This window comes from Streptomyces sp. NPDC107500 (assembly GCF_055582785.1).
In genome coordinates, this window is sequence record NZ_JBVJPF010000004.1 from 732,802 (window position 1) to 747,644 (window position 14,843).

The window sequence follows — 14,843 nt, forward strand, 5'->3', positions numbered from 1 at the left end:
GGCCGGGTCGAGAGGGGATGGAGAATGTACGACTCCGAGTTGGCCGAAGAGGAGGAGCGGCACAGGAGGCGCGCTCCCTGGGGCGTCATAGCGCTTGTTCTGCTGACCGGCCTCGCGCTCATCCGGAACGGCTCGGGGGAATTCGACGTGGGCCCGCCGCAGCCGGCGTCCGCCGCCGCCTCGGACACCCGCGTGGCAGCCGGTGACGGCGCGGCCAAGGGGGTGGCCCCGTTGCCGTACGCGGTGCCCGACCGGGTCGCGATCCCCGGCATCCAGGTCGACGCGCCGATCATGCCGGTCGGTCTGGACGCGGACGGCTGGGTGGACGCGCCGCCGCCCGAGGACCCGAACCTGGCCGGCTGGTTCACGGGCGCCGTCGCTCCCGGGGAGAAGGGCACCGCGGTCGTCGTCGGTCACGTGGACAACCAGCAGGGCCCGGCCGTCTTCTACGGGCTCGGGGCGCTGAAGAAGGGCAACAGGGTCGAGGTGCACCGCCAGGACGGAAAGACGGCGGTGTTCGAGATCTACGGCATCGAGGTGTTCGAGAAGAACAACTTCCCCGGCGACCGGGTCTACGCCTCGAAGGGCAGCCCCGAGCTGCGGGTCATCACCTGTGGTGGCGGTTTCTCCAAGCAGAACGGCTACGACGGGAACGTCGTCGCCTTCGCCCGCCTGGTCGAGGCCCGCTGAGCGGCCCCGGCCCGGCGGGCCCGGCGAGGTCAGACGTGGCTCCGCCGGGGGACGGTGAGGTGGTAGCCGGAGTCCAGCAGCTCGGGCAGGTAGCGCCGCAGGGCGCGGACGCTCTGTGAACGGTCGCCCCCGGCGTCGTGGGAGAGCACCACGACGCCGGGGGCGGCGCCGTCCTCGACCCGGTCGACGATGGTGCGGGTGCCGGGGGTGGTCCAGTCGAGGGTGTCCACGGTCCAGGCCAGCGGTTCCATGCCCAGCTCGGCGCCGAGCCGGAAGGCCTTGCGGTTCCACGCCCCGTACGGCGCCCGGAACCAGCGGGGCGGCTCGCCGTAGGCCTTGTCGATCACCTCGCTGGTGCGCTCCATCTCGGAGCGGATGCGGCGCCGGGAGAGGGTGGTCAGCAACGGGTGGGACCAGGTGTGGTTGCCGACCACGTGTCCCTCGTCGGCCATGCGGGAGAGCAGGTCCCGGTTGAAGTCGGCCATCTCCCCGCAGACGAAGAACGTCGCGCGCACGTCGTACTTGGCCAGGGTGTCCAGGATGTGCGGCGTGTACTCGGGGTGGGGTCCGTCGTCGAAGGTGAGCAGCATGGTGCGGCCCCGGCCCGTCATGCGCAGGATCGGCTCGCTGCGGACCGGTGGCCGCCCGGGTGCGGCGCCGGGCGCGCCGTATCCCGTCAGGGGCTGGAGTCGGTAGGCGGAGGGTTTGAGGGGGCCGCGCCGCGGGGGCCCGGGAGCGGGCGCGGCCGACGGGGCGGGGTCGCTTCCGAGGCCCGCGGCGAGTGCGCCGGCGGTGCCGGCAGCCGCGGCTGCCGCGGCGCCGGCGAGCAGCCCCCGGCGTGAGAGCAACTGATCCTTCTTCATGACTCATCACTCGCCCGGTCACGGTCCGGCGCACCTGTGCGACACCGGTGCGGCGGCACGGAACCACCCGCACGGCCCAAGATCATCGACGACTCCGATAACCTCACCGCGTGACGGAACAGCACTCCCATCAGTTCGAACGGGGCACGGACGGGCCGAAGGTCATCGTCGCCGGTGTCGACGGCTCCGACTCCTCGCTGAGGGCGGCCGCCTACGCCGGTGGTCTGGCCCGGCGCCAGGGTGCGCTGCTCGCGGTGGTGTACGTGCAGCCGATGCTGGCCGGGGGCGCGGCCCTCGGGGCGCCGGTGGCGGAGACGACGGACGAGATCGCCGAGGACCTGGTGGCCCAGATTCGGGAGGCGACCGAGCGGGTCAAGGGGATATTCGACGTCCGCTGGGAGTTCCACACGTTCCGCGGCGACCCCTACAACGGTCTGGTGGCGACCGCCGACCAGCTGAAGGCGGACGCGGTGGTGGTGGGCGCCTCCGAGCAGGCGGGCCACCGGTTCGTCGGCTCCGTCGCGGTGCGGCTGGTGAAGGCGGGGCGCTGGCCGGTGACCGTGGTGCCGTAGCGTTCCCCGGCGCGGCGTGCGTCGCGGCTTCCGAAGCGGACGTGTGTGCGTCATCATGATCCACCGTCAGCCGTTTGCCGTTCACGAAGAGGTGAGGCGCATGGCCCGGTTCCGCATGGGTGAGGGTGTTCTCCGCCGCAAACCCATCGAGCACATCGAGGAGACGGAGAGCGGCGGGGGCCTGGTGCGCTCGCTCGGCTTGTGGCAGCTGACCGCGATCGGCGTGGGCGGCATCATCGGGGCCGGCATCTTCACGCTGGCCGGCACGGTCGCCAACGGCACGGCGGGCCCCGCCGTCCTGGTGTCCTTCCTCATCGCGGGCGTCGCGAGCGCGGCGGCCGCGCTGTCGTACGCCGAGTTCGCCGGGCTGATCCCGAAGGCGGGCTCCGCCTACACCTACGGCTACGCCGTCCTCGGGGAGCTGGTGGGCTGGTTCATCGGCTGGGACCTGCTGCTGGAGTACACGGCGATCGTGGCGGTGGTCGCCATCGGCATCTCCGGCTACTTCAGCTTCCTGGTGGGCGAGATGGGCGCCGACCTGCCGAACTGGATGCTGGGCGCGCCCGGCACCGGGGACGGCCACAAGGTCGACCTGTTCGCGGCCGTGCTGTGCCTGCTGATCGCCTACCTGCTCACCCTGGGCATCCGCAACGCGGCCCGGTTCGAGATGGTCGTCGTGGTGCTGAAGGTGCTGGTGGTGCTGCTGGTGATCGCGGTCGGCGTCTTTCACATCGACACCTCGAACTACAACCCGTTCTTCCCGTACGGGGTCGGCGGGGCCTTCACCGGTGCGGCGACGGTGTTCTTCGCGGTCTTCGGCTACGACGCCATGTCGACGGCGGCCGAGGAGTCCAAGGACGCCCAGCGGCACATGCCGAAGGCGATCATCTACTCCCTGGTCATCTCGATGGTGCTGTACGTGGCGGCCTGCCTGGTCCTCACCGGAATGCAGAACTACAAGGACATCGACCCGGAGAGCGGCTTCTCCACGGCGTTCAAGTCGGTGGGCCTGAGCGGGCTGGCGGACGTCATCGCGGTGGGCGCCATCATCGGCATCCTGACCGTGATGTTCACGTTCATGCTGGGCGTCACCCGCGTGTGGTTCTCCATGTCGCGGGACGGTCTGCTGCCCAAGTGGTTCGCCAAGACGCACCCGACGCGGCACGTGCCGACCCGGGTCACCTGGATCGTCGGTGTCGCGTCGGCCGCGATCGCCGGGTTCCTGCCGATCGGCGAGGCGGCCGAGCTGACCAACATCGGCATCCTGCTGGCGTTCGTGGTGGTGTGCGCGGCGGTGATCGTGCTGCGCTACCGGCAGCCGGACCTGCCGCGCACCTTCCGCACCCCGTGGATGCCGTTCGTGCCGGCGGTCGGCATCGTCTTCTCGATCTGGCTGATCACGTTCCTCCAGTGGCAGACCTGGGCGCGGTTCGCCGTGTGGTTCCTGGTGGGTCTGGTGATCTACTTCGCCTACTCGTACCGGAGGTCGGAACTGGCGCGCCGTTAGCGGGTGCGCGGGAAGCCGGTCCGACCCTCGACGACGTCGACGGGGCTCCTGGGCTACTTCCCCATCAGCAGCCCGTCCTCGGCCGCGCCCCGGCCGAGGACGACGTCGCGGATCCGGTCGCGCACCCCGCGCACCTCGGCGCCCTTCTCCAGCGCCTCATTGAGGTTCACCACCCGGCCGGCGTCCACGTCGAACAGCTGCGGGACGAACTCCGCCTTCGTCACCCGCCAGCGTTCGCCGGACCGGGCGGGCGGGGCGAAGGTGAAGCGGCCGATGGTCGACTCGTTGCCGCGCGGATCGTGGGCGCCCGAGTCGTTGATCATCTCGCCGGCGATCTGGTCGCCCATGCCGTAGATCACCCAGGTGCCGTTGACCTTCTCGTACGCCTGCGGGACGTGGGCGTGGGTGCCGAGGATCAGGTCGATGTCGGGGCGGTCGCCGGTGCGTGCCGCGGTGAGGCTCTCGGCCAGGGCCAACTGGTCGCCGTCGGGCTCGTCCTGCCACTCGGTGCCCCAGTGCATGGACACGACGACGACGTCCGCGCCGGCCCTCCGGGCGGTCCGGGCGTCGGCGATGATCCGTGCCTCGTCGATCATGCCGACCGCCCAGGGCTGCCCGTCGGGCAGGGGGTGGCCGTTGGTGTGGAGTGTGTACGAGAGGTGGGCGACCTCGGCGCGGCCCGCGCGTAGGACCGTCGTGGTGCGCGACTCGGCCTCGGTGCGCGCCGTCCCGGCGTGCCGCACCCCGGCCCGGTCGAGGGCGTCCAGGGTCCGGCGGATGCCTTCGGCGCCGTCGTCGACGCTGTGGTTGGAGGCGGTGGAGCAGCCGTCGTAGCCGGTGGCGGCCAGGGCCTTGGCCACCTCGGGCGGGGACTTGAAGAGGGGGTAGCCGCTGTAGTCGCCGTGGGCGCCGTAAACGGTCTCCATGTGGCACAGGGCGAGGTCGGCCCGCGAGACGACGGGCCGGGCGCCGGCCAGCATGGGGCCGAAGTCGTGGCCGGTGCCGCCGGCGTCGAAGCGGGCCCGCTCGATGATCGTGTCGTGCGGCAGGACGTCGCCGGAGGCGACCAGCGTGAAGACGCCGGTGTCCGCGGCGGACGGGGCCGGCGCCGGTCGCTTCGGCGGTTCGTGGTCGCGGGCCTGGCAGGCCGCGCCCGCGGTGAGGAGAGCGGTCAGGGCCAGGGCCACCTGCCGACTGCGTGTGATCATCCGTTCACTCCGCTGAGGTCGCACACACCGAGGAATAGTCACATTTACTTACAAACAGGTAAGGAGGTTCGTTGCGTCACAGGCGGCTCCGACACGCCCATTAGCCCGTCCGGCGTGCGCGAACGGGGTGCGCGACCGGCCGGTCCGGGTGCGCCGACCGTTCGTCGTACCGTTCATCGACGCGATCGACCGTCCGTCGCACACCCGTGCGCGCGCCCTGTCCCCGGGCGGCGCCCTGCGGTGGCATACGGCCATGACGGCCGGAATCACCCTGACGGACAGGACGCACGGGACGACCGCCGAGCACGAGCTCGCCGCACTTCAGCGCGAGCACGGCAGGCCGCTCTTCGCGCTGCTGCTGCGGCTCAGCGACGGCGACCGGCAACGCGCCGAGGACCTGGTGCAGGAGACCCTGGTCCGCGCCTGGCAGCACCCCGAGGCCCTGCGCGCCGAGAACTTCGACTCCGTACGGCCCTGGCTGCTCACCGTGGCCCGGCGGCTCGCGATAGACGCGCGCCGGGCCCGGCAGGCCCGCCCGGCCGAGGTCGGCGACGCCGTACTGGAGAACGCGCGGGTCTGCGCCGATCACGCGGAACGGGCCGCCGCTGCCCTCGACGTGCGCGAGGCTGTGAAGACACTCACTCCGGAGCACCGTGAAGTCCTGGTGCTGGTGTATTTCCAGGGGGCCAGTGTGGCGGAAGCCGCCGCGGCCCTCGGGATCCCACCCGGTACCGTGAAGTCCCGCGCGTACTACGCGTTGCGCGCCCTGCGCAGGGTGCTACCGGGTTACGCCGCCGACCTGCGCTGAAACCGGCCCAATGGTCAAACCTCCGTAAAGCGCCTTGCCTGGGACCCCGGTTGAGTAATCGGCTGTCCTCATCCGTGTTCCGGACGGGGGCCCATGACCCGGGTCGGGCGACGCGCACGCACCGGAGGAAGGCAGGAAGGGATGCTGCACAGAGGTCAAGAGAGCACGGACGGCACCGGTGGGGGCGAACTGACCGTCCCCATGGCGTGGTTGTACGCCGAGTACATCGCCGACGAGCTGCTGCGGACCGGCGACCTGATGCCGCCCACGTCCTTCGAGTTCCGAGCCGGGCGTGACGCGCTGGCGCTGACGGTCTTCCTGTCCGACACGGAGAACGAGCTGAGCGGCATCCGGGTCGTCACCCACCTGGAGACGTGGCTGTCGCTGACGGCCTACGACCAGCCGTGGCACGAGTGGGTGCGGGTGCGGCTGGCGGAGGTCACGGCCGACGCGGTCGCCGCCGGCCGGCACTCGCCCGACCTGGAGCTGGCCCGGGCGGCCTGGCGGTGGCTCCAGGAGACCGAACTGCTCGCCCCGGACCTGAACGCGGTGCCCGGCGGCGCGGGGGTGACCGGCGAGGACGAGGGGCCGAAGGTGTGGACGCCGGCCTGGCAGCTGGGGCTGCCGCTCGGTCATCTCGCCATCCATTTGTTCTAGCCGTCCGGACCGGCCCGCGAACTTCTCGGGAGGCGGACCAATCCGCGCCCCCGGCCGCTCCGAACACCTTGGCCGCGATTCTGCCGTGGCTTGAGTGATTCGGCCGTCCGGTGCGTACGGGTGGGAGCAAGGAGTAACCCCACCCGCACCCAACGGCACGAGGATTCGGCATGAGGTCCCTGGAAAGGCATCGTGACGTCGGCGCCTACGCGCTCGGCGTGCTGGACGAGGCGGAAGCGTTCCGCTTCGAGGACCACCTCATGGAGTGCCCCCGGTGCGCGGCCCAGGTGACCGAATTCGGCCCCGCCACCCGCCAGTTGATGCTGTACCGGCGCGCGACACCGCGCCTCGTCCACCCTCTGACCAGGCCCGGGCCGCGGCTCCTGGACCGCCTGCTGTCCGAGGTGGCCACCCGTCACCGGGCCGGCCGCAGGCGGGTGCTGTACGCCCTGGCCGCCGCGGTCGTGTGCGCCGTGGCCGCGCCCGGCGCCGTGCTCTACGCGAGCCAGGGCGAGCGGGCGGTGCCGCTCAGCGCGACCGACGAACGGTCCGGCGTGTGGGCGCGGGTCACCGCCGAGGACGAGGCCTGGGGCACCGACGTCATGCTGGAGGTCAAGGACGGGGCGGGGCCCCGGCCCTGCCGGCTGGTCGCCGTCGGCCGCGACGGCACGGAGCAGACGATCACCAGCTGGAACGTGCCCGGGCACGACGACCGGCCGAACACCATGCGCGGCGGAGCCGCCCTGCACCCCGACCAGATCGCCCGCTACGAGGTGCGGACCGCGCACGGCGAGCACTTGGTGACGCTGCCCGCCGGCTGACCGTCACTTCAGCAGCCGGGACATCCGCCGGTCCGCGAGCGGCTTGCCGCCGGTCTGGCAGGTCGGGCAGTACTGGAGCGAGGAGTCGCTGAAGGAGACCTCGCGGATGGTGTCGCCGCACACCGGGCAGGGCTCGCCGGTGCGGCCGTGCACCCGCAGCCCGCTCTTCTTCTCGGCCTTCAGCCGTCCCGCCGCGATGCCCCGGGAGCGGTCGACCGCCTCGGTGAGCGTGGCGCGCAGGGCCGCGTACAGGCGCGCGGTCTCCTCGTCGGTGAGCGAGGCGGCCAGCTTGAACGGGGACATCTTCGCCGCGTGCAGGATCTCGTCGCTGTACGCGTTGCCCACGCCCGCGATCAGGCTCTGGTCGCGCAGGGCGCCCTTGAGCTGCCGCCGCTCGTCCCGGAGCAGCCCGGCGAGGCGGGCCTCGTCGAAGTCGTCGGCGAGCGGGTCGGGGCCGAGCCGGGCCACGCCCGGCACCTCCTGCGGGTCGGCCACGACGTACACCGCGAGCCGCTTCTGCGTGCCCGCCTCCGTCAGGTCGAAGCCGGCCCCGGTCTCCAGGGCGACACGCAGCGCGAGGGGCCCCTTGCCCGGCCGGGGCATGCCGCTGGGGAGGCTGTCCCTCCAGTGCAGCCAGCCGGCCCGGGCGAGGTGGGTCACCAGGTGCGGGCCGCCGTCTGTGGCCACGTCGAGGAACTTGCCGTAGCGGCGCACCGCGGCCACCTGGTGGCCCTCCAGGGCGGTGAGCGGAGGGTCGTACGTCTTCAGGACGCTGATCGCCACGGGCAGGACCCGGACGATCTCGCGCCCGGCGAGGTGCTCCGTGAGGAAGTCCCGGAGCGCCTCGACCTCGGGCAGTTCTGGCATACGTCAAGAGTGCCACCGGGGACCGGCAAGGCCCGCGGATTCAGCCCGCCGCGTGCGCCGCGCGGCGGGACACCATGAACTCGGCCCACACGCACTTGCCGCCGCCGCGCGCCTCCACGCCCCAGGCGTCGGCGAGCGCGTCGACCAGGAGCAGCCCCCGCCCGGAGACACCCTCGTCCCCGGCGTCCCGGCGGCGCGGCAGGGCGCTGGAGGAGTCCTCGACCTCGACCCGCAGCCGCCGGTCGGTGCCGGTGAGCAGCCGCAGGGTGACGATCGCGGAGCCCTCGGTGTGCATGAGGGCGTTGGTCATCAGCTCGTCGGCCACCAGTTCCATCTCGTCGCTCTGCCCCTTGGCCCCCCAGGACCGGACCGCGGCGCGGACCATGTGCCGGGCCTCGGTGAGGCCCTCGGGGTCGCCCGGCGACACGTGCTGCTGGACCCGGCCGAAGGTCCGCGGCGCGCCCAGCCCGTGGCGGCGCAGCAGGAGCAGCGCCACGTCGTCGTCGCCGCGCCGTTCGTCGGCCACGTCGATGAGCCGGTCGGCCAGGTCGCGCACCTCCGGCGGGCCCGCGGTGATCAGGGCGGCGAGGACGTGCATCCCCTCGTCGACGTCGGCGCCGGGCTGCTCGACCAGCCCGTCGGTGCACAGCAGGAGGGTGTTGCCCGGGTCCAGCTCCAGGGTGGCGACGGGGTAGGCGAGGCGCCCGAACTCGGCGGACAGGCCGAGCGGCAGCCCGCCCTCGACGCGGACGTGCCGGCAGGTCCCGTCGCCGTACCGCAGCAGGGGGTCTAGGTGCCCGGCGCGGACCACCTGGACCACGCCGGTGCCGAGGTCCGCCTCGGCGTACAGGCAGGTCGCGAAGCGGTCGGTGTCGAGTTCGTGGAGGAAGACGGAGGCCCGTGCCATCACCGTGGCCGGCGGGTGGCCCTCGGCGGCGTAGGCGCGCAGCACGATGCGCAGCTGGCCCATGACGGCGGCGGCGTGCGTGTCGTGCCCCTGGACGTCGCCGATGACGGCGCCCACCCGCCCGCCGGGCAGCGGGATCAGGTCGTACCAGTCGCCGCCGATGTCTCGTCCGAGTGCGCCCCCGATGGAGGCGGCACGGTAGCGGACGGCGACGTCGCAGCCGGGGACGCTGGGGATGGTGCGCGGCAGCATGGCCTGCTGGAGGCCCTCGGCGAGGTCCATCTCCTGCTCGTAGAGCATGGCCCGCTGGAGGCTCTGCGCGATGCCGCTGCCGAGCGCGACCAGCACGTTGCGGTCCTCGGCGGAGAAGCCGCGCCGGTCGCTGTAGAGCAGCCCGACGGCGCCGATCGGCCGGCCCTGGGCGATCAGCGGCAGATAGGCGGCCGCCGTGATGTCGAGGTGGGTGATGTCCTTCCACAGCAGGGGGTAGCGCTCCGCGAAGTCCTCCGGCGACTCGATGAAGCGGGGGCTGAGGGTCCGTACGGCCTCGCTCATGGGGTAGGGCTCGTCGATCCGGGTGACCCGGGTGCCGGGGACGAACGTGTTGTCGGGCCCGTCGGCGACCAGCCGGATGCGGCCCGCCTCGACCAGGCCCATCACCAGGCTGGTGGCGCCGAGCCGGGTGAGGCCGTGGGTGTCCCGCAGGACCTCGATGACCTCGTCCACCGTGCGGGCGTGCGCGAGGGCGGCTGTGGCGAGCTGGACGACGTTGGTGAGCCGGCGACGGGCCTCGTCCTCGGCGGCCTGCTCGCGGCGCGCCTCGATGTCGCCGATCTCCTGGGTGGCGTCCCGGACGATGCCGATGATCCGGCGGGGTCGGCCGGTCCCGTCGCGGCGGATGTAGCCCTGGGTGCGGGTCCAGCGCAGGGTGCCGTCGCGCCGGCGCAGCCGGAAGTACGTGCCGTAGTTCTCGCTGCCGTCCTTGATGGCCCGGGCGACGAGGGCGTCCAGGCGGCGGCCCTCCGCCGTGGGAACGCGCACGGCCAGGGTTTCGGGGCGCCCGTCGAATTCGTCCGGGCGCACATCGAACACCTCGTGGGCCTGGGCGTCCATGTGGAGCAGCCCCGTGTCCAGGTCCCAGTCGAAGCTGCCCATGCGGTTGAGCGCCAGGATCGGGTCCGGGTGGGCGGGCCAGTCGTCCGGGACTGACAGGGCGCTCGCTCCCCGATCAGCCATGGACCCCACCTTGCCAGGATTCGCCCGATTCTTCGACTCCTGGTCCGCTCGCCCGGGGCCGCGGCAGGCCCCGGCCGAGCGGGGTACACGGTGCGTGGACGAGAGGAGCCCGCCCCGTGGAGTGGTTCACCGCACCCGACTACTGGCTGAGCCGGCTGGTCTTCCAGCGGGCCCTGGCCGTGGTGTACCTGGTCGCGTTCCTGACGGCGGCGCTCCAGTTCCGGGCGCTGATCGGCGAGCGCGGACTGCTGCCCGTGTCCCGGTTCGTCGAACGGGTGCCGTTCAGGCGAGCGCCGAGCCTGTTCCAGCTGCGCTCGTCGGACCGGTTCTTCGCGGGCTGCGCGTGGGCGGGGTGCGCGGTGTCGGCGGCCCTGGTGGCGGGGCTGGACTCGCTGCTGCCGCTGTGGGGCGCGATGCTGCTGTGGCTGGTGCCGTGGGTCCTGTACCTGTCGATCGTCAACGTCGGGCAGACCTGGTACTCGTTCGGCTGGGAGTCGCTGCTCCTGGAGACCGGGTTCGTCGCCGTGTTCCTCGGCAACGACGACGTGGCGCCGCCGGTCGTCGTGCTGTTCCTGCTGCGCTGGCTGCTGTTCCGGGTCGAGTTCGGGGCGGGGCTGATCAAGATGCGCGGCGACGAGTGCTGGCGCAAGCTGACCTGTCTGGACCACCACCACGAGACCCAGCCGATGCCGGGCCCGCTGAGCTGGTTCTTCCACCACCTTCCCCGGCCCCTGCACCGCGTCGAGGTGGCCGCGAACCACGTCACGCAGCTCCTGGTGCCCTTCCTGCTGTTCACCCCGCAGCCCGTCGCGACGGCCGCCGCGGCGCTGATGATCGCGACCCAGCTGTGGCTGGTGCTGTCGGGCAACTTCTCCTGGCTGAACTGGATCACCATCGTGCTGGCCCTGTCGGTGGTGCGGTACCCCGGCGACACGCCGTCCGCGGCGGCCGCGCCGCTCTGGTACGAGATCGTGGTCCTGGCGGTGGCGGCGCTGCTGGTGTTCCTCAGCCACCGCCCGGTGCGCAACATGATCTCCCGCCGGCAGGTGATGAACCGCTCCTTCGACTCGCTGCACCTGGTCAACACCTACGGCGCCTTCGGAACCGTCAGCCGGATCCGCTACGAGGTGGTGGTCGAGGGCACGGCCGACGAGGTCGCCCGGGAGGACTCGCAGTGGCGGGAGTACGAGTTCAAGGGCAAACCCGGTGATCCACGCCGCTGGCCGCGTCAGTTCGCGCCCTACCACCTGCGCCTCGACTGGCTGATGTGGTTCGCCGCGCTGTCGCCCTCGTACGCCGGGTCGTGGTTCGGCACGTTCGTGGAGCGGCTGCTGGAGAACGACCGGGCCACCCTGAAGCTGCTGCGCCACTCCCCGTTCCCACCCGACGCGCCACCCCGCTTCGTGCGCGCCCGCCTCTTCCGCTACCGGTACACGACGTGGCGCGAGCTGCGGGAGACGGGTGCGTGCTGGGAACGGACCTATGTGCGCGAATACCTGCCGCCGACGCGGCTGGCCCGCGCGCCGGAGCGGTCGTAGCGGCGCGGGCCCGGCCCACCGGGTGGCGGACCGGACCCACGGGGTGCGTCAGCTCCGCTTCAGCCGCAGGGTCATCAGCTGGAACGGACGCAGCCGTACGGCGATCCGGTCGCCGTCGGCCTCGACGGCGTCCTCCGCCTCGGCGAGCGGGCGCTCCAGGAGGTCGGTGACCTCGACCCCGGCGACCGGGAAACCGGCCGTCAGGGTGGCCCGGACGCGGCCGCCGTGCCCCTCGTGGAAGCGGACCACGACGTCACCGCTGCCGTCGTCGGCGAGCTTGACGGCGGTGACCACGACCGCGTCCCGGTCGGCCGACACCAGCGGCGCGACCTCCCCGGCACCGGTGACCCGCCGCTCGGGCAGGTTGATCCGCCAGCCCTCGCGCACCGCGTCGCCGATGTCCGCGCCGGGCACCAGCGCGTGCCGGAAGCGGTGCACGCCCTGGTCGGTCTCGGGGTCCGGGAAGCGCGGGGCGCGCAGCAGGGACACCCGGACCGTGGTGGTCGTACCGGCGTCGCCGTCGGTGCGGACGGTGCGGGTCACGTCGTGGCCGTACGTCGAGTCGTTGACGACGGCCACGCCCCAGCCCGGCTCGGCCAGGTGGACGAAGCGGTGGTTGCAGGCCTCGAACTTGGCCGCCTCCCAGCTGGTGTTGGTGTGGGTGGGCCGGTGGAAGTGCCCGAACTGGGTCTCCGACGCGTACCGTTCGGCGTGCACGTCGATCGGGAAGGCCAGCTTGAGGAACTTCTCCGTCTCGTGCCAGTCGACCTCGGTGTCCACGTCGAGGCGCCGCTCTCCCGGCGCCAGGGTCAGCACCTGGGTGACGCGGGAGGAGCCGAAGGAGCGGACGATCCGCACCGAGGCGCCGTCGTCCCCGGGGGCGGTCTCGTCGACGTCGGTGAGGTCGGTGACCGTGTTGCGGTAGAACTCGTCTACGTCCCAGGCGTCCCACATGTTCGGGAAGTCCGGGTGGAGCTGGAGCAGGTTGCCCGCGGTGCCCGGCGCGATGGTCTCGCGGTCGGCGGCGAGGTCGTACGCCGACACCACCAGCCCCCGGCCGTCGATCTCGACCCGGAGCAGCCCGTTGTCCAGGACGTGTCCGCCTTCGGGGCGGGGGGTGACCTCGGTGCGGCCCTCGGCGGCGGGGGCCGCGGCGGCGCCCGCCTGGACGCCGGACCGGGTGTGCGGGGCGGAGTTGAAGACCAGCGGGGTGTCGCCCTGCCCGGCCAGGGCACGCTGGGCGGCGTCGATGACGGCGTTCAGCTCCTCGGCGACGCGGTCGTAGGTCGCGCGTGCCTCGCGGTGCACCCAGGCGATGGAGGAGCCGGGCAGGATGTCGTGGAACTGGTGCAGCAGGACCGTCTTCCAGATCCGGTCCAGGTCGTCGTACGGGTAGGGGAACCCGGCGCGCACGGCGGCGGTCGCCGCCCACAGTTCGGCCTCCCGGAGCAGATGTTCGCTGCGGCGGTTGCCCTGCTTGGTCTTGGCCTGGCTGGTGAGGGTCGCGCGGTGCAGTTCGAGGTACAGCTCGCCGACCCAGACGGGCGGCTGCGGGTTCTCCGCCTCGGCCTTCTCGAAGAAGGCGTGCGGGGTCTCCCAGGTGACCGTCGCCGAGCCTTCGAGGTCGCGCAGGCGGGCCGCCTTGGCGATCATCTCGCGGGTGGTGCCGCCACCCCCGTCGCCCCATCCGGTCGGGGCGAGGGAGTGCCGGGCCACGCCCTTGTCCTTGAAGTTGCGGGCCGCGTGCGCGATCTCGCTGCCCTTCATGGAGCAGTTGTACGTGTCGACGGGCGGGAAGTGCGTGAAGATCCGGGTGCCGTCGATGCCCTCCCAGCGGAAGGTGTGGTGCGGGAACTTGTTCGTCTGCGACCAGGAGATCTTCTGCGTCAGCAGGTACTTGGCGCCGGCCGCCTTGATGATCTGCGGCAGCCCGGCCGCGAATCCGAAGGTGTCCGGCAGCCATGCCTCGTCGTTCTCGACGCCGAACTCGTCGAGGAAGAACCGCTTGCCGTGCACGAACTGCCGGGCCATCGCCTCGGAGCCGGGCATGTTGGTGTCCGACTCCACCCACATGCCGCCGGCCGGCACGAACCGCCCGTCGGCGACGGCCTTCTTCACCCGGGCCCAGACCTCGGGCCGGTGGTCGCGCACCCACGCCCACTGCTGCGCCTGGGACATGGCGAAGACGAAGTCCGGCTCGTCCTCCAGGAGTGCGGTCATGTTGGAGGTGGTGCGGGCGACCTTGCGGACGGTCTCGCGCAGCGGCCACAGCCACGCCGAGTCGATGTGCGCGTGACCGACGGCGCTGATCCGGTGGGCGGATGGGACGGCGGGGGCCGACAGGACCTCGGTGAGGCGGGAACGGGCCTGCCCGGCGCTGCCGTTCACGTCCTGGAGGTCGATGGCGTCCAGTGCCTTGTCGATCGCGCGCAGGATCTCCCAGCGGCGTGGCGAGTCGACCGGCAGCTCGGCCATCAGCTCACCGGCGACCTCCAGGTCGAGCACCAGGTTCCACACCGTCTCGTCGAGGACGGCGAGGTCCATGCGGGCCAGCCGGTACTGCGGCTCGCTGCCCGCCGTGTCCTTGTCGCCGAGCCGGGTGGGCACGAAGGGGTGGTAGTCGAGGATGACGGGGTTGGAGGCGGCCTCGACGTGCAGGCGCACCTCCTCGCCGCCCTCGACGGGGGCGCCGATCCGCACCCACTGGTTGCGCGGGTTGAGGCCCTTCACCGGGGTGCCGTCGGGCCGGTAGACCAGGCCCTCGCACTGGAAGCCGGGCATGTTCTCGTCGAAGCCGAGGTCGAGGATCGCCTCGACGGTCTTCCCGGCCCATTCCTCCGGGACGGTGCCGGTGACACGGAACCAGCTGGTTCCCCAGGGCGCGCCCCAGCGGGCGCCGACCTGGATGGGCTCGGGTTCGGCGGCGAGTCCCTCCTCGACCGGGACGGGCTCGCCGGGCGCGTGCCACACCGCCACGTCCAGTGGCACGGACTCGGGGTAGAGGGCGGGGCGGACGCGCTCGTCGAGGACGCGCTTGAGGCGGGCTTCGACCAGGTTGCGGTCGTCATGCATGCGGGGTGCTCCTGGTTGACGGGGCGGGTGCGGGCGGTGTGGGGGGGGTTACCAGGTGTGGGTCGCGGTGGCGGGCCGGGATGTGGTGTACAGCTCC

Annotated in this window: 12 protein-coding genes; 7 read left to right on the top strand and 5 right to left on the bottom strand. The window is 72.3% G+C overall.

Features of this window, described 5'->3' with window-relative positions; all coding sequences use genetic code 11:
- Positions 1 to 24: 24 nt before the first annotated feature.
- Positions 25 to 690 (top strand): class F sortase, encoded by a 666-nt coding sequence (locus ACZ67M_RS19905; protein ID WP_361359188.1) that lies wholly within the window; start codon positions 25 to 27, stop codon positions 688 to 690.
- A gap of 29 nt (positions 691 to 719) precedes the next feature.
- On the opposite strand, the gene ACZ67M_RS19910 is transcribed toward ACZ67M_RS19905, so the two are convergent.
- On the bottom strand, positions 720 to 1,553 hold the full coding sequence (locus ACZ67M_RS19910) for a polysaccharide deacetylase family protein (protein WP_385796414.1): 834 nt from the start codon (positions 1,551 to 1,553) through the stop codon (positions 720 to 722).
- A 110-nt stretch (positions 1,554 to 1,663) separates the two neighbouring features.
- Between ACZ67M_RS19910 and ACZ67M_RS19915 the strand changes: the two genes are divergently transcribed.
- Positions 1,664 to 2,125: a universal stress protein gene (locus tag ACZ67M_RS19915; RefSeq protein WP_307016575.1), complete on the top strand. Its 462-nt coding sequence runs from the start codon at positions 1,664 to 1,666 to the stop codon at positions 2,123 to 2,125.
- Between the two features lie 100 nt (positions 2,126 to 2,225).
- Positions 2,226 to 3,632, top strand: coding sequence for an amino acid permease (locus ACZ67M_RS19920; protein ID WP_392016902.1), 1,407 nt, complete (start codon positions 2,226 to 2,228; stop codon positions 3,630 to 3,632).
- 53 nt (positions 3,633 to 3,685) lie between these two features.
- Here ACZ67M_RS19920 and ACZ67M_RS19925 read toward each other — a convergent pair whose 3' ends face one another.
- Positions 3,686 to 4,840: a CapA family protein gene (locus ACZ67M_RS19925; RefSeq protein ID WP_361359179.1), complete on the bottom strand. Its 1,155-nt coding sequence runs from the start codon at positions 4,838 to 4,840 to the stop codon at positions 3,686 to 3,688.
- A gap of 253 nt (positions 4,841 to 5,093) precedes the next feature.
- Here ACZ67M_RS19925 and ACZ67M_RS19930 point away from each other — a divergent pair, with 253 nt between their 5' ends.
- The 3 genes from ACZ67M_RS19930 (at position 5,094) to ACZ67M_RS19940 (ending at position 7,126) form a co-directional block, all read left to right on the top strand.
- Positions 5,094 to 5,648, top strand: a complete 555-nt coding sequence (locus ACZ67M_RS19930) for a sigma-70 family RNA polymerase sigma factor (protein WP_161331174.1) — start codon at positions 5,094 to 5,096, stop codon at positions 5,646 to 5,648.
- A gap of 141 nt (positions 5,649 to 5,789) precedes the next feature.
- Positions 5,790 to 6,305, top strand: a complete 516-nt coding sequence (locus ACZ67M_RS19935) for a hypothetical protein (protein ID WP_125494132.1) — start codon at positions 5,790 to 5,792, stop codon at positions 6,303 to 6,305.
- A 170-nt stretch (positions 6,306 to 6,475) separates the two neighbouring features.
- Positions 6,476 to 7,126 carry a zf-HC2 domain-containing protein gene (locus ACZ67M_RS19940; protein WP_361359175.1) on the top strand — a complete coding sequence of 217 codons (651 nt, stop codon included), beginning with the start codon at positions 6,476 to 6,478 and terminating at the stop codon, positions 7,124 to 7,126.
- 3 nt (positions 7,127 to 7,129) lie between these two features.
- On the opposite strand, the gene ACZ67M_RS19945 is transcribed toward ACZ67M_RS19940, so the two are convergent.
- Both ACZ67M_RS19945 and ACZ67M_RS19950 read right to left on the bottom strand, forming a co-directional pair.
- Complete coding sequence (locus ACZ67M_RS19945; protein WP_361359172.1) at positions 7,130 to 7,993, bottom strand: Fpg/Nei family DNA glycosylase; 864 nt, start codon at positions 7,991 to 7,993, stop codon at positions 7,130 to 7,132.
- A gap of 40 nt (positions 7,994 to 8,033) precedes the next feature.
- Positions 8,034 to 10,136 (bottom strand): SpoIIE family protein phosphatase, encoded by a 2,103-nt coding sequence (locus tag ACZ67M_RS19950; protein WP_392016898.1) that lies wholly within the window; start codon positions 10,134 to 10,136, stop codon positions 8,034 to 8,036.
- Positions 10,137 to 10,252: 116 nt separating this feature from the next.
- Here ACZ67M_RS19950 and ACZ67M_RS19955 point away from each other — a divergent pair, with 116 nt between their 5' ends.
- Positions 10,253 to 11,674: a lipase maturation factor family protein gene (locus tag ACZ67M_RS19955; RefSeq protein WP_469851967.1), complete on the top strand. Its 1,422-nt coding sequence runs from the start codon at positions 10,253 to 10,255 to the stop codon at positions 11,672 to 11,674.
- Positions 11,675 to 11,722: 48 nt separating this feature from the next.
- Here the strand turns inward: ACZ67M_RS19955 and ACZ67M_RS19960 are convergent, their stop codons facing one another.
- Positions 11,723 to 14,746, bottom strand: coding sequence for an alpha-mannosidase (locus ACZ67M_RS19960; protein ID WP_469851969.1), 3,024 nt, complete (start codon positions 14,744 to 14,746; stop codon positions 11,723 to 11,725).
- Positions 14,747 to 14,843 lie beyond the last annotated feature (97 nt).